The sequence below is a fragment of the Methanobrevibacter sp. genome (genome assembly GCF_017447225.1).
Classification (GTDB): domain Archaea; phylum Methanobacteriota; class Methanobacteria; order Methanobacteriales; family Methanobacteriaceae; genus Methanocatella.
Genome location: NZ_JAFSNZ010000033.1, coordinates 1 through 15,472 on the forward strand (window position 1 = coordinate 1; position 15,472 = coordinate 15,472).

General features: G+C 33.8%; 20 protein-coding genes. 2 read left to right on the top strand and 18 right to left on the bottom strand.

Annotation, left to right across the window (positions count from 1 at the left end):
- Positions 1–533: hypothetical protein (locus tag IJQ68_RS03290; RefSeq protein WP_292796907.1), on the bottom strand; the 533-nt coding region annotated here is incomplete at its 3' end.
- 277 nt (positions 534–810) lie between these two features.
- Between IJQ68_RS03290 and IJQ68_RS03295 the strand changes: the two genes are divergently transcribed.
- Positions 811–1,518: a uracil-DNA glycosylase gene (locus IJQ68_RS03295; RefSeq protein ID WP_292796948.1), complete on the top strand. Its 708-nt coding sequence runs from the start codon at positions 811–813 to the stop codon at positions 1,516–1,518.
- Here the strand turns inward: IJQ68_RS03295 and IJQ68_RS03300 are convergent.
- The 6 genes from IJQ68_RS03300 to IJQ68_RS03325 all read right to left on the bottom strand — a co-directional run bounded on the left by IJQ68_RS03300 (position 1,496) and on the right by IJQ68_RS03325 (position 4,331).
- Positions 1,496–1,792 (bottom strand): hypothetical protein, encoded by a 297-nt coding sequence (locus tag IJQ68_RS03300; protein ID WP_292796909.1) that lies wholly within the window; start codon positions 1,790–1,792, stop codon positions 1,496–1,498. The genes IJQ68_RS03295 and IJQ68_RS03300 overlap by 23 nt on opposite strands.
- 36 nt (positions 1,793–1,828) lie before the next feature.
- Complete coding sequence (locus tag IJQ68_RS03305; protein WP_292796911.1) at positions 1,829–2,239, bottom strand: hypothetical protein; 411 nt, start codon at positions 2,237–2,239, stop codon at positions 1,829–1,831.
- 15 nt (positions 2,240–2,254) lie between these two features.
- Positions 2,255–2,680 (bottom strand): universal stress protein, encoded by a 426-nt coding sequence (locus tag IJQ68_RS03310; protein ID WP_292796912.1) that lies wholly within the window; start codon positions 2,678–2,680, stop codon positions 2,255–2,257.
- A gap of 42 nt (positions 2,681–2,722) precedes the next feature.
- A complete protein-coding gene (locus IJQ68_RS03315; RefSeq protein ID WP_292796914.1) occupies positions 2,723–3,058 on the bottom strand; it encodes a hypothetical protein in 336 nt (111 codons plus the stop codon).
- On the bottom strand, positions 3,055–3,348 hold the full coding sequence (locus tag IJQ68_RS03320; RefSeq protein ID WP_292796916.1) for a hypothetical protein: 294 nt from the start codon (positions 3,346–3,348) through the stop codon (positions 3,055–3,057). Before IJQ68_RS03320 ends, IJQ68_RS03315 begins: the two co-directional genes overlap by 4 nt.
- A gap of 107 nt (positions 3,349–3,455) precedes the next feature.
- A complete protein-coding gene (locus IJQ68_RS03325; protein WP_292796918.1) occupies positions 3,456–4,331 on the bottom strand; it encodes a DUF11 domain-containing protein in 876 nt (291 codons plus the stop codon).
- A 412-nt stretch (positions 4,332–4,743) separates the two neighbouring features.
- Here IJQ68_RS03325 and IJQ68_RS03330 point away from each other — a divergent pair, with 412 nt between their 5' ends.
- Entirely contained in the window at positions 4,744–5,295 is a 552-nt protein-coding gene (locus tag IJQ68_RS03330; RefSeq protein WP_292796920.1) for a manganese efflux pump MntP family protein, read from the top strand.
- A gap of 21 nt (positions 5,296–5,316) precedes the next feature.
- On the opposite strand, the gene IJQ68_RS03335 is transcribed toward IJQ68_RS03330, so the two are convergent.
- From IJQ68_RS03335 to IJQ68_RS03385, 11 genes are all read right to left on the bottom strand, one after another.
- Positions 5,317–6,687 carry an MATE family efflux transporter gene (locus IJQ68_RS03335; RefSeq protein WP_292796922.1) on the bottom strand — a complete coding sequence of 457 codons (1,371 nt, stop codon included), beginning with the start codon at positions 6,685–6,687 and terminating at the stop codon, positions 5,317–5,319.
- Complete coding sequence (locus tag IJQ68_RS03340) at positions 6,684–7,154, bottom strand: MarR family winged helix-turn-helix transcriptional regulator (RefSeq protein WP_292796924.1); 471 nt, start codon at positions 7,152–7,154, stop codon at positions 6,684–6,686. Before IJQ68_RS03340 ends, IJQ68_RS03335 begins: the two co-directional genes overlap by 4 nt.
- A gap of 247 nt (positions 7,155–7,401) precedes the next feature.
- Positions 7,402–8,373 (bottom strand): glycosyltransferase family 2 protein, encoded by a 972-nt coding sequence (locus IJQ68_RS03345; protein ID WP_292796926.1) that lies wholly within the window; start codon positions 8,371–8,373, stop codon positions 7,402–7,404.
- Positions 8,370–9,122 carry an alpha/beta fold hydrolase gene (locus IJQ68_RS03350; RefSeq protein WP_292796928.1) on the bottom strand — a complete coding sequence of 251 codons (753 nt, stop codon included), beginning with the start codon at positions 9,120–9,122 and terminating at the stop codon, positions 8,370–8,372. Before IJQ68_RS03350 ends, IJQ68_RS03345 begins: the two co-directional genes overlap by 4 nt.
- A gap of 5 nt (positions 9,123–9,127) precedes the next feature.
- Positions 9,128–9,988, bottom strand: a complete 861-nt coding sequence (locus tag IJQ68_RS03355; protein ID WP_292796930.1) for a hypothetical protein — start codon at positions 9,986–9,988, stop codon at positions 9,128–9,130.
- Positions 9,989–10,062: 74 nt separating this feature from the next.
- Entirely contained in the window at positions 10,063–10,407 is a 345-nt protein-coding gene (locus tag IJQ68_RS03360) for a hypothetical protein (RefSeq protein ID WP_292796933.1), read from the bottom strand.
- A gap of 95 nt (positions 10,408–10,502) precedes the next feature.
- Positions 10,503–11,090: a vWA domain-containing protein gene (locus tag IJQ68_RS03365; protein WP_292796936.1), complete on the bottom strand. Its 588-nt coding sequence runs from the start codon at positions 11,088–11,090 to the stop codon at positions 10,503–10,505.
- Positions 11,091–12,109: 1,019 nt separating this feature from the next.
- On the bottom strand, positions 12,110–12,655 hold the full coding sequence (rbr, locus tag IJQ68_RS03370; RefSeq protein WP_292796939.1) for a rubrerythrin: 546 nt from the start codon (positions 12,653–12,655) through the stop codon (positions 12,110–12,112).
- A gap of 79 nt (positions 12,656–12,734) precedes the next feature.
- Positions 12,735–14,390, bottom strand: coding sequence for an AAA family ATPase (locus tag IJQ68_RS03375; RefSeq protein WP_292796942.1), 1,656 nt, complete (start codon positions 14,388–14,390; stop codon positions 12,735–12,737).
- Positions 14,391–14,441: 51 nt separating this feature from the next.
- Positions 14,442–14,987 carry a flavodoxin family protein gene (locus IJQ68_RS03380; RefSeq protein WP_292796944.1) on the bottom strand — a complete coding sequence of 182 codons (546 nt, stop codon included), beginning with the start codon at positions 14,985–14,987 and terminating at the stop codon, positions 14,442–14,444.
- 42 nt (positions 14,988–15,029) lie between these two features.
- The coding region (locus IJQ68_RS03385; RefSeq protein WP_292796947.1) for a hypothetical protein at positions 15,030–15,472 on the bottom strand (443 nt) is incomplete at its 5' end.

Here is a 15,472-nt window from a genome sequence, read left to right on the forward strand (position 1 = left end):
GGATCACTTCCTTTTTTTAGTAAATTTTTGTATTCTTTGCTTGTTTTAAATTTTACTAATCCTAATTTTGCTAATTTTAATTTAGGATATCCATTTTTGTCAGTAGTTATTCTTACATTGTTTTTGTTGTTTTGGATTCTGATGCTGTCTTTTTTATTCTTTTTACTTTTAAACCTAGGATAATTTGATTTTAAATTAGGATTAAAATATCGTTTAAATGCCTGGTTGAGGTCTCTTTCAGTTTGCTGTAAACAGAATGACTCAGATAAACCCAGAAAAGAATATTCTTGTTTCAACATCTTTAAAATAATATTACATGAATTATTATTAACTTTAACATAGGAAGAATAGCCATTTTGTATTGATAACGTTTTAAAATGTTTGATGAAAGCTAATGTTTCATTCCACACAAAGCGTGCATTACCTAAATTTTGCTCAATTTTACCAATACTAACAATTTTTTCCCCATTATCATTAAAATCAACTTTAGAAGGATAAATACGAATTTTCAAATTCTTATTAACCATATTCATGAAAAAAATCCCCATATGATGATAGTTAAAAAAAATATTATTATTTTTTATAAGTGTGTTTATACTAAATAATATTATTAAAATTAATATTTAAAATAAGTCCTAGAGAGCATTTGAACAGTAATCGTGCCCCCCATTTTATGTGCAATTCATCCCAGACCTTAGAGGTCGGGGTATTCTTGCACATTTAAGATAAATCTATTGAAAAAAACTTGAAATTTTATCAATTCTGATTCTATGAAATTATTTCGAAGACTTCTTCAATTGAAAGTTAAATATTAATTATACAAACTACAAATTAAATTCCATGATTGGAAATGATTGGGATTCAGTTTTAACAGAAGAGTTTGAAAAAGAGTACTTTAAGGAAATTGAAGAGTTTATTGAAAGGGAATATTCTTCAAAAACTATTTATCCCCCAAAAGAGGATATTTATAATGCATTTGAATTCACACCATTAGGCAATGTCAAGGTCGTTATTCTTGGCCAGGACCCTTATCATGAAAAGGGACAGGCTCACGGACTTGCCTTTTCAACTCCTGAAGGAAGACCAATACCAAGATCACTTAAAAACATCTTTAAAGAAATTCAGGCCGAGTACAATTATCCTATTCCGGATTCAGGATGTCTTGAAAAATGGGCTAAACAAGGCGTATTTCTTCTAAACACTGTATTAACCGTTCGTGAAGGTGAAGCCAACTCACATAGCGATTGCGGCTGGCAGACTTTTACTGACAACGTCATAAGGATATTAAACGAACAGACACAACCTATAGTGTTCATGTTATGGGGAAAACAGGCGGAAAAGAAAACGGAACTTCTGACAAATCCGAATCATCTGGTTTTGACAACATCACATCCTTCACCTTTCTCAGTCAGACGTGGCTTTTTCGGATGCAATCACTTTAAAATGGCTAATGAATTCCTGAAAAAAAATAATATTGAAGAAATCGACTGGAAACTCAGTACAATAGCTCAGCTATAACCAGCTCATCAATATATGTGGTGTCATCCCTCAGAGACTCGATATGATGAATAACATTCAGTTTCAAATCTTCAAGCTTGATTCTTCCTTCAATGTTTTTGAAGTCAATGAAAAAGTGAAACTCATAGATAACCTCATCGGAATGGTTATAAATCTGCCAGTTCTGGCCTCTGATTTTAATCATATGGACTGACCATCTGCTCATAAGACCATTAATCTTTGAAGTTACCTCATTCACATCAAAATCAATATAATATACTTCTTTAGTTACCATCGTTTTTCCCTGATATTAATGCTGATCAAAAAAGAATTACCTGTCACGAATCCCGACCTTTTTCCTTTTAAAATTATCCGAATTTCTCTTAAGAGACTTTTCAGCCAATTCAGAATCTGTGACTTTCCACTCCAGCCTTTCCTTTTCGACTTTCTTTTCAAGAATATTCAAATCTTTTGACTGAATGGATGAGCCTCTGTAGCACCATTTCTCTCCATTATAATCCTTTTTGATATACACGTTTAGAAATCCCGTTTCAACAAGTTCATCTTCCTTCAGAGATTGTCTGGCAAGCTTTTCATCTAGCACTCCCCATTTCAAACCATGCATGCGGACTATGAATTCGAGATTCTTCAGGGAATAGTCACGGTGGGATTTATCGCCCAGGCGATACTCCCATTCTCCGGAATCCAATCTGGAAACGTTTAAAAATCCTGAAAATTTCATGTTAAAAAAAGTAAATTAGTTATGGATTAATAAGACATCTCTTTCAGTGCTTTTAAGCACTTTTTCAGCTACACTTCCAATGAAGAACTTATGCAAACCGGATTTACCTGATGCTGCAATAATAATCAGGTCAACATCCTCATCTTCAGCCACTTTTACTATAGTGTCTGATGGAATTCCAGTTACGACCATTTTTCTTACGTTTACACGGTTGTCGAAACGTTTTGCCATATGTTCAACGTTTTCATGTGCTTCTTTTAAAAATCCTTCATTCATTTGAGCAATGTTCTTTTTGCTTTGGAATGGTGTTGTTGCTGCCAATTTGCTTGCAACAGACAATATTATGATTTCACCATCATCAGCAAGTGCCTTAATTGCTCTTTCAACTTCATGTTCGGAAAACTCAGAGCCGTCAGTAGGTAGTAATATTTTATCAAACATCTTCGAAAACTCCTATAATATACTATTTACTAGTAATAACATTTAAATTATTCTTTTGAATTTTGACATTTCATCCAAAATATATGTCAAATCATTGGAGTTTGTGATATTTTCATCATCAATGAATTTCATCTGGCCTTCAAGTTCCCTCAACCGATACTTGAAGCGGTATATCATGTCAATCATTTCCGGGAAAAGATCTATGTCGTTAACGGAATATAGAAGTGTTTCAATTTCACCTAAAGTCTGTGAAAGATATATTTCAAATTGAGAATTATCGTCAAATTCCCTCTGAGATGAAATAATGCAGTCATATATCCTCTGGCAGTCGATTTCCAATGAATCTGATTTTATGGGATTGATTTCACTGATTTTCATCCTAGCACCATTATGTTGTTGTATGTCTTGCATGAGTGGTATTGGCAATATACAATATAATTTCCCGGCCTCAGGTTAATGTTGAGTGTTGCAATTCCATCACTGTTGGTTAATCTGGTATAGTTTACGCCATTGACCAAAAAGCTTACCTTTTCACCGGCTCTAACAGGTTTTCCGTTTTCAAGAACCTGAATCTCATACTGACTGGCATTAAGATAATCCTTTATCAAATCACTGGAATTGAATGAGTATTTGAACCTTTCATTAAAAGGATTTTCATTATGAAACAAAGCATTATCCTCTATGGAAAATGCATAGCTGACATTTATGCAAAAAAATAAAATAAAAATAAAAATCCAGATATTCTTCATATTAAGAAATATTATCCTTTTAGTTATTAATCTTTTTTGAATCTTAAAAATGGGACGAATACAACCGCAAGCATCAGCAGTAAAATCGGATTTGCTGTTGCATTTGAATCCAGAATCTCATTATACACAGGAACGCTTTTATTTTTGACAATGCCTGATGCATAATTGTTTGACATGTTATCATCATAAGTGTCGCTTAAAACGCTGATGTTATATTCAAATCCGTCAACAAAATTGGTGATTAAGGTCAGGCTTTGGGCCTCGCCACTGGCCAAATCTCCAATAATCCATTGGTTAGATAGCAAGAATCCTTTTGTTAAGTTGGATGAAATGACTCCCAGCTGTGTCGGCAAATTACTTACAACAGTATTTACTGCATAATCAGGTCCGTTGTTTATTACATTGACAATCCATGTTATTACATCGTCACCTACAATATAATCAACGCCGACAGCCAAATCTGCCAGAGGATTTGTGTGAACATCCATTTCCAAACCTGTATCAGTGGTGAATTCATATGTGTGATTGGAGGCAGTTGGAATACAAACCAAAGTCAATGTCTTGTCTTCATTAGGATATAATGTATCTATAGACCATATTGAGTTATTAATGTATTCATCTGGCCATATTATTAAATTCAATTGGTCAGGTAACTTATAAAGAATTGTCAGATTATGTAAGGTATCCGGACAGGTATTCTTAACATTTAAAAGGACTTCAAATACCTGATTTTTATTAATATTGGTTGGAGTATAATTTTGGGTAAATTCGAGGTTTGAAGTATCAGGTTGTATATTATTATCACCTAAAGTTGTTGAATTGTCAATAGCACAAACCCCGCCCATAACGGACAATCCAAATAAAATAAATACAAATGATAATAATAAAACTTTTGAATTCATATTATCCCCTTAACTATTGTAGTATAGATTTGACTTTAATACTATATAAATAAAACATTTTTAAGGGCTTTTTTAGCCGAATTCCCATTTTTCAATCTATTTGATACAAAAATAAAATTTTTGAAATTTCTTTTAAAATCAAAATAAAAGAATTTAATATCCTTTTTAAATAAAAAATCAATTTTATATCCTTTTCATAATAAAATACACACAAATACTAATTTTTTAAACACTACATAATGTGAAAAAAATCTATTGTAGAATGAACAAATACATAATAAAAAAATATATTGTATAAAAATAGTTACTGAATAATTTTCAATTGCAAAACAGTTAAGCATTTTTAAGAAAATTATTTAAATTTAATATTTAATGCCAAATTATATATAAAATTCCAACCAAGAGTATAATAATGGCATTTCAAATCATATCAACATTACTTATAGCAATAGCTCTTGCGATGGATGCGTTCAGCGTATCTCTGACAAAAGGATTTACACAAAAAAATCTAAAGACAAATCAAATATTATACTACGGAGTGTTTTTCGGATTTTTCCAGTTTATGATGCCATTGATAGGCTATTATATCGGAGGAGTGATTTCCAGATTTATCGTTTCAGTCGCATCAATCGTAGCTTTTGTTCTTCTTTTGGCCATCGGATTGAATATGATAAGGGAAAGCCTTGACGATGATGAAGAGATTTCCGATAACTTCAGCTTTAAGGAAGTGACACTTCTTGCAATTGCAACAAGTATAGATGCTCTTGCAGTGGGTCTGACTTATGCGATATTAGGCGAAGAAATAATTTTACCTTCAATCATTATCGGAATAGTCGCATTTCTCTTTACTATAGCAGGAATATTTTTAGGAAAAAAAATAGGCAACTACTTTGGCGGACGCTTCCAGATACTTGGTGGTGTCATATTAATTTTAATTGGTGTGAAAATCCTTTTAGGATTTTAAAAAAAGTAAAATTTGGAAAACTTACGCATGATGTAAGTTTTCACCGAATCTTTTGATAAATATTTTAGCCCAGATATAACCGAATGTTCCTCCGATGAAACATCCGATGATTACTCCGGAATAGATTCCAACCAATCCCCATCCGAATACAAAACAGAATATGTATGCGCATACAGTTTCCAGGATTAAAGATCTGAGCAAAGTAATAATCAGAGAGTTAACACCTCTGCCAACGCCCTGGAAAACCATGGAAGACATCATACCGTGAGGAATGGCCAGTACAAACAGACTCAGTACTGACAATGCTGTTGCAATCTGCGGAGCCAAATCAGCACTTGCTGCAGTATATGAAAACATTGTTGCAATCTGAGCTGAAAATATGAACATTATAGCTCCAAGGGTGATTGACAGTGCAAAACCTAATTTTATTGAATAACTATGAGCAGTTTTCAGGTTTTCATAGTTACGTGCTCCGTAAGCAACACCTGCAACAGTCAGTACAGCTGTACCTATACCAATCAGCGGAATCATAGCAAGCTGAACGATTCTCATGGATGCGGTATAAACAGCCACTGCAGTTGTTCCGGCAACTATTACAAGCATTCCGTTAATCATGACCGCCAAAAGTGAAAATATTATATTTTCCAATGTTGACGGAATTGCAACCTGAAGCTCATCCACAATCATCTGGCTTTCATAATTGAAGTTTTTAGGAGATAAATCCAGAAACAGATCCTTTTTGCCCCATATCCAGTAGCTCATTACTAGACATGACAATGTTGCTGAAAATACTGTAGCCCATGCTGCACCTGCAATTCCCATATCCAGAATGTAGATGAATAACGGGTCAAGAATGATGTTCATCACAGCAGTCACTGCAATTGCAATTGTTGCTCTTCTCATGTCTCCTTCTGATCTGAATATCGCTGAAGCCACGCCGGAGTATACGAATATGATTAATGCTCCGAATACGATGTATCCGTAGTCTAAAGCGAAACTGATTGTGTCACCAGCTCCCATTAGCTCCAATAGCTGTCTCATGAAAACCATCATCAGAATTGTAAAAATTACAGAAATCACTATACATAACAGGATTGCATGAAGTCCTGCATTATTTGCCTGCTCATGATTTTTAGCGCCTATGTAACGTGCAATCAGTGAGTTTGCACCGGCACCGATACCGTTTCCTAATCCTACTAAAACCATGAATAATGGAGTAATGAATCCGATGGCTGCAAGAGCATCTGCACCAAGCCCTGCAACCCAAATACTGTCGGCGATATTGTATAACATGATTAAAAGCATTGAAATCATCATTGGGATACTTAACTTGATTATCGCCTTTTTCGGATCTCCCGTAATCATTTGAATATTTTTGTTTTTTTCACTCATTTTTTCCCAAACCTTTCCTCATTTAATTTCATTACATTGATGGCCAAATCCTTCAATATTAACTGTAAAGCCTCTTTCTGCTCATCATTCTTGAAAATATATCTTTCAAACTCATCCAACATTTCAATAGCATTATCGAGGACTTGACTTCCTTCACTGGTAAGTGATATAATATTTTGTCTTCTGTTGTTTTCGTCAATTGTCCTTGTTATCAGTCCGTTTTCTTCCAGTTTCCTGACAGACCTTGCAATGGCACCCTTATTCGTATTGCATCTTGATGCAATCTTTTCCTGATTTATTCTTGAGTCCTTATTGACTTCGAACAAAATGTTTAGCTGAGGATTATTGATTCCCAGCTCGGAAAACATGTTGTTGAAATATGTTGACTGTGCCTTTGAAAGGATTGCAATTAACTTGCCAACAGGCATTTCATTAACATCAACTTTTTCTAAATCACAATATGACATAATTTACCTTCATTTAATTTAATAGAAAAATTATTGATAGTTATCCATTAGTATTTCATACTATATAAACTGTTGCATGAACAACAATTGCACCATCAACAATTAATATTACATAATATTTATAATATGATGTAGTGGAAGCAATTAGAAAGTTTCTTTTTATAAGTAAATTTAAAAATATCAAAATCAGCTATCATTAAAATATAAAAAAGTAAAATAAAAGTTATTTGATTAATCGTTAAATTAATTATTTGATATTTGAAAACTCTTCGTAATCTGAAGCTTCAATAACATCCAAAAAGAACTTCCTTTTGACAGGACCAAGTTCATTTAAAAAGTCATCATAATAAGGAGAATCTCTGATTTGAAGATAATCCTCATGAATTAAATCATATAGCTCATCTTTGCATTCATCAACAATGTCTGCCAAAGCCATACGGGGGCCGTTGATTTTATAGGCAATCATATCATACTTATAGTCGTCATAAAATCCGTTGTCGATGAATCGTTTCATCAGCTCCTGTCCGGCCGGAACTGTATCGAGAAACTTGCAGTCAACTACATTCGTGATTGACTTTGAATGCTTGCGCCTGTAATAGAAATGCTTTCGGATAATTGAAATTCTTTCCGCTTTCAGAAAAACTTCAAAGAAAAAGGGCATGTCTTCAAAAAATATCCCTTCAGGAAATAGGACTTCTGATTTTTTCAAAAATGATTTTCTATAAATTTTTTGACAGACCCCAACGGAGAGATCAAATAGAAAGTCATGGCATTCGCTTGGATGAAATGCCCTGCCGTCAAATGACTCATCAAATGAAATCAGATCAAACCAGTCGTTTTCATAGATTCTGCCTGTTTCATCATCATAGTTTATCATCTGATACATTGTGATGTCTGTGTCATATAACTTGGCTTCGCTGTAGGATTTTTCAAGGGCATCTGGGCTGAACCAGTCATCGCCGTCAATAAATGCGACATATTCACCCTGAGCGATTTTCAAAGCCCTGTTTCTTGATGCACCGGGACCAATATTTTCATGTGAAATGATTTTGATTCTTGAATCGTCGAATGAATTTATAATATCCAAGGTATTATCAGTTGACCCGTCATTTACTATAATCAGTTCCAAATCATCCAATGTCTGGCCTAAAACACTTTCAATAGCTTTTCTAATGTATTTTTCTTCATTATATGCCGTTAAAATTACTGATATTTTCATATAAACTTCCTTATTAACTTTAATATTTGCTGAATATTTCTTCCGATAAGCAGATTGTGCTTTGTATCGTCAAATATGACCAGTCCTGAGTTTTTTATATTTTTATTTAGGATTTCGATTAAATCAAGGCCGACTATTTCATCGTTACGGCCTGCCAGAATCAATGTCGGAACATCTATTTTGTGAAGCTGGTCCGTACAGTTGAATCCAAATCCCATATTCACACCGGATTTTATGGCTTCAACATTGGACGTCCTTGCCTTCTCGTGCTTGATATGATCAAGCACTTCACGGTTCCGGCCAATAATCTCTTCAGGAAGAACATATTTAATGATTACGTCATAAAACTCCTCAAAAGATATGTCCAATGCATTTTTAAATTCGAGAAATCTGGATTCCAGCTGCTCATCACATTGGCTGAAGCTTGCCATTAAAATCATCTTTTCAACGATTTCAGGATATTTTAGAGCAAATGCCAGAGCAATGTTTCCCCCAAGAGAAAATCCGATAAATGATGCTTTTGTGATGCTTAATTTAAAAAGAAGCTCATGCAGATCATCCGCCAATATATCTATTGAAAAATCGCCAGATTCAGATTTTCCATGGCCTCTGATGTCATAGAGCAATATCTTATATTCATTTTCAAGCTCTGATGATAGTTCCATCCAGTAAGTCAAATCATCACTTAGACCGTGTATGAATACTATGGTCTTTTCGCCCTGCCCGAAATAAAGAAAATTAGTTTTCATCCAGATTACCTTATTACATTATACCAGTCAAAGCGCTCACCTGCATAGTTTGCAATATAGATTGAAACTATTGTTGTCAAAACAAAGATTACCGTAACATCGATTGGCGTTACTGCCAAAAAGAAGCAGAACCCTATGATTTCAACCAGATAAAATATCAGTGCGTTTGCAATTTTTCTATAGCTGAATATTCCTAAAACAACGGGAGTAAAGATTATTGCTAAGATGAATGCGAATACATAAAGCACAGGATATATATTACCTACATTCAAGTTGAATACTGATATGAATATAAACATTTCAATTGCCGTGAGGAAAAATCCCTGAACACCGCCGGCTATTGCCTGGGCCATGGTGTGTTTTTTCAATGTTACGCGTGACCAGATCAAAACTGGATAGAGCAGTGCAAATATCGCTCCGATCGGTCCTAAAAGTATAATCAATGCACAAACCGGGCCGCTTAATCCAGTTGTATGAATGCTTATTTTCCATTGTCTGGTGATTATCATGACAATGAATGTGTTGATTGTATAGCACAGGAAGAGAAATGTAAGAAAATCGCTTAAACCCAATGTCCATGAGACTAAAAACCCTATGAAATAGGATACTGTTCCTACAATCAGTGGAGTAAAGCGGTCCTCTCTGTTGGAGATGTCCTTGTCATTTCCTGTTTTTTTAGCCCAATATAATATGATTGCCATCGGCAGGACTGATGCAAAGATTATTGATATCAGTTCCATGAGCGGAAAATCCCATAAATTATTTAATGACAATACCAGAGATATTATGAAAAACAAGGGTATACAAATAATCGGAGGATTTGTAAAGGTTGAAATTGTTTTAGCTAATCTTAATTTTGAATTCATAAATATAGTATAAAAGTCTAGACTTTTAAACTTTGTTGAAAAAAAATAGAAAAGAAAAGTGTTGGTTGAAACACTTATCTGTCGTTGATTCTTCCAGTGTCGATTTTTTTGGTGTTGTAGTTAACGGCCTTGTGAACACTGTTTAAGGAAGTTTTAAGGTTTGCTGCGATTACTTCACGTAATTCATCGTCAAAAGGAACTGTTTTGTCACCGTAGAATTCACAGATTTTTGAGATTTTATTGTCTTCCAGAAATATGAAGTATTCTTTCCAGTGTTCGGTCAAATCACCTAAAAGGCTTTCGATATGGATGAATTCCTTATTTAATTTATTTGCCCTGTCAAATGCTTCTTTTTCCAAAGCAGAAAATTCAGCAATTTCTTCTTTTGTGTAATCTTTCAATAATTTTTTATCAGCCATTATATTCACCTATTAAAAGAAATTAGTCTCTTAATCTTAATATTATATGACAGTGATATTTATATTTTTGTCAGTGGTGATGGTCTGGTAAGTGACTACTCCAGGTCCTCTTTCCAGGATGCATCCAACATTTCTGATTCCCTATACATCCTGGATGCCTTGGTTACAGATGTATACATGTTCCTAACTCCATCTGAAGTCTTTCTATAATTTGCGATGTTGTTTTTTCTAATTCCAATGCCTGATGCTTCGGCATATGAATCAATGTCTGCGCCGAGGAATATGAATTCCCACTTGTGATTTTTTATCAGGTTTTTTATTTGGCTTTTTGTAAATTCGACTGAAGAGTTTTCATATCCGTCAGTTGTTATTACAAAAAGGACTTTGTCTGAAACTTCCCTGTCCATTGTAACGATTGTTTTTCCTATTGCATCGAGAAGTGATGTTGATCCTCTTACGTAGTATTCGTTTCTGGTTAATTCTTCCACATCATAAAGATTTTTTCTTTTGTAGAGTACTTCGTATCCGTGGTCGAAAAGTATTGTAGTTACCCTTGCGTTTGATTCTTCTATTTTTTCCTTTTCGATGAATGAGTTGAATCCTCCTATGGTATCGTTTTCGCTTCCGTACATTGATCCGCTTCTATCCAATAGAAATATTATATCCATATCTTCACTGTTCATGAAAACTACCTCCATAATATAAGTTGTGTTTAAATTATTTATAAATTGTACTATTTATATGTTTTGCATTTAAAGTTTAGGCCTTCCTAAAAATTATAGAAACTTTTATATACTACTTTATACTACATTTATAATTAGTGATGTAAAGTTAGGCCAACCTAAAAACACATTGCTTGAAACATTATTAGTCAAAACTAATACAATCTCCAAAATTAAATTATTTGAATTAGTTTTCTCACAATTTTCTAATTCAAAAAAATATCTGCCAATAAACTCAGGCGTTTTTACTGCCAAAAGACGCCTAATTATCTCTTATTTTTAAAAATGTTATTTTTAATCAAAATCAGTTTTTTTATTGTGGAGAAATATCACAATAGTTATATTTATATATTAAAAGGAACAATCTTTAATTAACCATAGCTGATTTTTTTAATAAACATCACTAAAAGTTTAGGCTTACCTAAAAATTTCCGAAAGTTTTATATACTACTTCTTACAACAGTATTAAATAGTGATGTGAAAGTTTAAAACACAAAACACATTGCTTTACATTATTAGTCAAAAACTAATACAATCTCCAAAATTAAATTATTTGAATTAGTTTCCACAATTTTCTAATTCAAAAAAATATCTGCCAAAAAAAAGTCAGGCGTTTTTGCTGCCAGAAAACGCCTCTATTATCTCTTATTTTTCCTGAAATTTTTTACTTAAAAATGATCTTAAAAATTTAGGCTTACCTAAAAATTTCCGAAAGTTTTATATACTACTTCTTACAACAGTATTAAATAGTGATGTGAAAGTTTAAAACACAAAACACATTGCTTCAAACATTATTAGTCAAAAACTAATACAATCTCCAAAATTAAATTATTTGAATTAGTTTCCACAATTTTCTGATTCAAAAAATTTATCTGCCAAAAAAACTTTCAAATATGTCAATAAAGGTGTTTTATACCAAAACACCTCTTATTATCTCTTGTTTTTCTAAAAATTAAAAAAAAGTAAAAAAGAATCAAAATCTATTTAAAATTTTGAGCTCTTTCTTCGAAATGTGCTTTAGGGTATCCGCAAACAGGACATTTTTCAGGTGCATTAGGACCTTTGAAAATAAAACCACAGTTTTCACATTTCCATTCGATTTCTTCTTCCTTAGCAAATACGCTTTCGTTTTCCACATTTGCAAGTAAAGTTCTGTATCTTTCTTCATGCTCTTTTTCGATTCCGCCAACTTTTTCAAACAGGAATGCGATTTTAGCAAATCCTTCTTCACGTGCGGTTTCAGCGAACTCTTTGTACATTGCAGTCCATTCTTCGTTTTCACCGTCAGCAGCAGCGTTTAAATTGGCGATAGTGTCTGGGATTTCTTCATCGTGTAAAAGTTTATACCAGATTTTTGCATGTTCCCTTTCGTTTTTGGAAGTTTCCATGAAAATGTCATGGATTTGAACATAACCTTCTTCTTTAGCTTTTGCAGCAAAATATTGGTATTTTGTGTGAGCCTGGGACTCACCGGCAAAAGCAGCCTGTAAATTTGCTTCAGTTTTAGTACCTTTTAAATCAGTCATAATATACATCTCCATATTTTATTTATAATATTCATTTTATAAAAAGAATATGCTTTTTAGTTAAGCAAAAAAACCAAAATTATTCAAAATCCTCTAAAAGAATAGTCATCAGCTCATCATCTGTAATGTCATCATCAGTCGATAACCTGTTGGCCTGTGCGGTCAGAACGTTTTCGAAAATATTCCTGATTTGTCTTGCATTGGCAAAATTATCTCCACGGGTGTTGTAGATGTCCTCACATAGACCTTTAAGATACTTGTCTGCCTTATCGTCAAGTTTAAGAGATGAATTTTCACACATGCTTAAAAATATTCCGTGCAATTCATCGGGATTGTAGTCCTCAAAGAAAATATATTTGTTGAATCTTGACTCCAGACCTGGATTAGAATGAATGAAATTGTCCATCAACTCAGGATAGCCCGCAACGATAACTATCAAATCATCACGATGATCTTCCATTGCCTTTAGGATTGTGTCAATAGCTTCCTGGCCATATGCATCATCCTGGCTTTTCGGAGCTAAAGTGTAGGCCTCATCTATGAACAGTATACCTCCCATTGCACTTTGGATAACTTCCTGTGTCTTGATTGCAGTCTGGCCCAGATATCCACCAACCAGTCCGCTTCTGTCGGTTTCTATGAGATGGCCTTTTGATATAACGCCAAGCTTGCAGTAAATCTTTGAAAGAAGCCTTGCAACAGTGGTCTTACCCGTACCGGGATTTCCTGAAAACACAAGATGAAGAGACATTGGAGGCTGTTTCATACCACGCTCAGCACGGATTTTTCTAATCTGAACCAGATTAATCAATGAATTGACATCCTTTTTAACCTTTTCAAGACCGACCAGCTTGTTTAACTCATCAAGCAAATCCTGTAAAGTAACCTCATCTTCAGCATCTTCGGGAGGTTTTTCAGAAGGATTGAAAATATAATCACTGTTGCTTGAAATTATAATAGAAGCGACAACATCAGGCCTTTTTTGTGAAAGCTCATCATAAAAAGCAGTATAACTTTCATCACCTGAAACGGATGCGTTTATGAAACTGCGAGCATCATTGACTATGTCCTGACTGACATCATCAGCACTTGAGCAATTGATTAATGTTTCCAATACATCCTTAATATGATTTTCATCAGCAGGATTATTGGCTAAAGAATAATTTCTTTTATATTGGCTGATTTGGTGAGCCAGATTATTCATATATTCATTTAAAACTGCGTGGGCTTTAGGCTGTGTGGTACCGCATTTAAGAAACTCATCACCCAGACTCCGATAGATTCCATATAGCTTGTTTGTGTATCCTTCAAGATGATTGTTTTCTAAAAATTCACTGTGGAACAAGTCATTTTCATGAAATACCTTAAAGGATTCAGGTAAATCGACTTTAGAATAACTATCGAAACTCACATCAGTTCCCAAATTGTCATGAATAAATTCAAGCTTTTCATCGCACTCAGACTGACCCTCACAGGCAATGAAAACAAGAAAATCCCTTAAGTCATCCTTTACCAAATTTCTGATTGATTTGTCCTGTGATTTGATTTCATCTATCAGAGGTGTCTTTGAATAGTCTCCACGACTGTCAATCAAGTCACAGTATTCATAGAGTTCCCTAACTTCGGGATTTAAAGCGGAATCATCACTAAATTCATGATTGCAGTAAGGACATTTTAAAGCATCAATATTTACTTTTTGTTGGCAATTATCACAGATTTTCCAATTTTCTGACAAAATAACACAACCTACATTAATAATATTAATGCTATGAATTAAAATAATTATCTAAAATTTCAATCCTATTTCATAAGCTTTCCTCAAAGCATCCTCAGCCTTATCAGCATCACCAATGAACTTGACGCCGCCGACTTCAAGGCAATCAACCAATTCAAGCTCAGTGTTCATTTCAAATGGCTGTTTTAAGACCAAATCAATATATGGCTTGTAGAAATCATCACCAGGATATGCGTGAGTGAATATCACTGCAACTTTTCCGGAAAACTTCTTGTCAGGATTGTTGAAAATGGAATAAAACCTGTCAATGATTGTCTTGAGCTGAGCAGTCATTTGTCCAAAGTATATTGGTGAAGCAACAATCAGACTAGCTCCTTCAGCCAGCTGATTAATAATTTCGGTTCCGTCATCGTTGAATCTGCAGTCCTTTCCTTTGGAACATATTTCACATCCGCTGCACGGATTGATATCCAACTTGTCCAAAAAGTATTTTTCAACTTCGTGGCCATTATTTTCACATCCCTTAATCATCTCATCAAGAATGCGGTTAGTGTTTCCTTTTTTCCTTGGACTTCCGTTTAATGCTAATATTTTCATGATTATACTTAATTAAAACAAAATATTAATAGTTAACTAATATCATAACTTTTCAATTTCTTCAATGCTAAGGCCAGTCCTTTTAGAAATGAAATCAAAATCATCCCCAAAATCTTTCATAATTTTTGCAGTTTTAAAAATTCCAGCTTCCATTCCGGCTTCCATTCCAGATTCTCTAGCTTCTTCTTTTTCCTGTCTTAATTCTTCAGGGAATGTTTCCCTCATCACTTGCAAAGCATTTATTGATATCATTTTCTCCAACTCTCCTCTCAATTTATCTTCTTCAGGTATGAATTTTTTCATAAAAGCTTTCTGAAATAATTTAATTTCATGCAATTCATCATCAGTGAGACCTTCTACTCTATTGGTTAAATCTGCAATCTTAAAAAGCAATTCAGATTTGGTTAATTTGGATTTCATGTATAATGCCACGGTAAGATATATAATTTCAATATCAGTGCTGGTTAATACTCTATTATTATCTA

Excerpts from the sequence above, each read along its gene's own strand:
- IJQ68_RS03300 (WP_292796909.1), bottom strand. The coding sequence starts at position 1,792 with ATGGTAACTAAAGAAGTATATTATATTGATTTTGATGTGAATGAGGTA.
- IJQ68_RS03305 (WP_292796911.1), bottom strand. The coding sequence starts at position 2,239 with ATGAAATTTTCAGGATTTTTAAACGTTTCCAGATTGGATTCCGGAGAA.
- IJQ68_RS03310 (WP_292796912.1), bottom strand. The coding sequence starts at position 2,680 with ATGTTTGATAAAATATTACTACCTACTGACGGCTCTGAGTTTTCCGAA.
- IJQ68_RS03315 (WP_292796914.1), bottom strand. The coding sequence starts at position 3,058 with ATGAAAATCAGTGAAATCAATCCCATAAAATCAGATTCATTGGAAATC.
- IJQ68_RS03325 (WP_292796918.1), bottom strand. The coding sequence starts at position 4,331 with ATGAATTCAAAAGTTTTATTATTATCATTTGTATTTATTTTATTTGGA.
- IJQ68_RS03330 (WP_292796920.1), top strand. The coding sequence starts at position 4,744 with ATGGCATTTCAAATCATATCAACATTACTTATAGCAATAGCTCTTGCG.
- IJQ68_RS03335 (WP_292796922.1), bottom strand. The coding sequence starts at position 6,687 with ATGAGTGAAAAAAACAAAAATATTCAAATGATTACGGGAGATCCGAAA.
- IJQ68_RS03340 (WP_292796924.1), bottom strand. The coding sequence starts at position 7,154 with ATGTCATATTGTGATTTAGAAAAAGTTGATGTTAATGAAATGCCTGTT.
- IJQ68_RS03345 (WP_292796926.1), bottom strand. The coding sequence starts at position 8,373 with ATGAAAATATCAGTAATTTTAACGGCATATAATGAAGAAAAATACATT.
- IJQ68_RS03350 (WP_292796928.1), bottom strand. The coding sequence starts at position 9,122 with ATGAAAACTAATTTTCTTTATTTCGGGCAGGGCGAAAAGACCATAGTA.
- IJQ68_RS03355 (WP_292796930.1), bottom strand. The coding sequence starts at position 9,988 with ATGAATTCAAAATTAAGATTAGCTAAAACAATTTCAACCTTTACAAAT.
- IJQ68_RS03360 (WP_292796933.1), bottom strand. The coding sequence starts at position 10,407 with ATGGCTGATAAAAAATTATTGAAAGATTACACAAAAGAAGAAATTGCT.
- IJQ68_RS03365 (WP_292796936.1), bottom strand. The coding sequence starts at position 11,090 with ATGAACAGTGAAGATATGGATATAATATTTCTATTGGATAGAAGCGGA.
- rbr (WP_292796939.1), bottom strand. The coding sequence starts at position 12,655 with ATGACTGATTTAAAAGGTACTAAAACTGAAGCAAATTTACAGGCTGCT.
- IJQ68_RS03380 (WP_292796944.1), bottom strand. The coding sequence starts at position 14,987 with ATGAAAATATTAGCATTAAACGGAAGTCCAAGGAAAAAAGGAAACACT.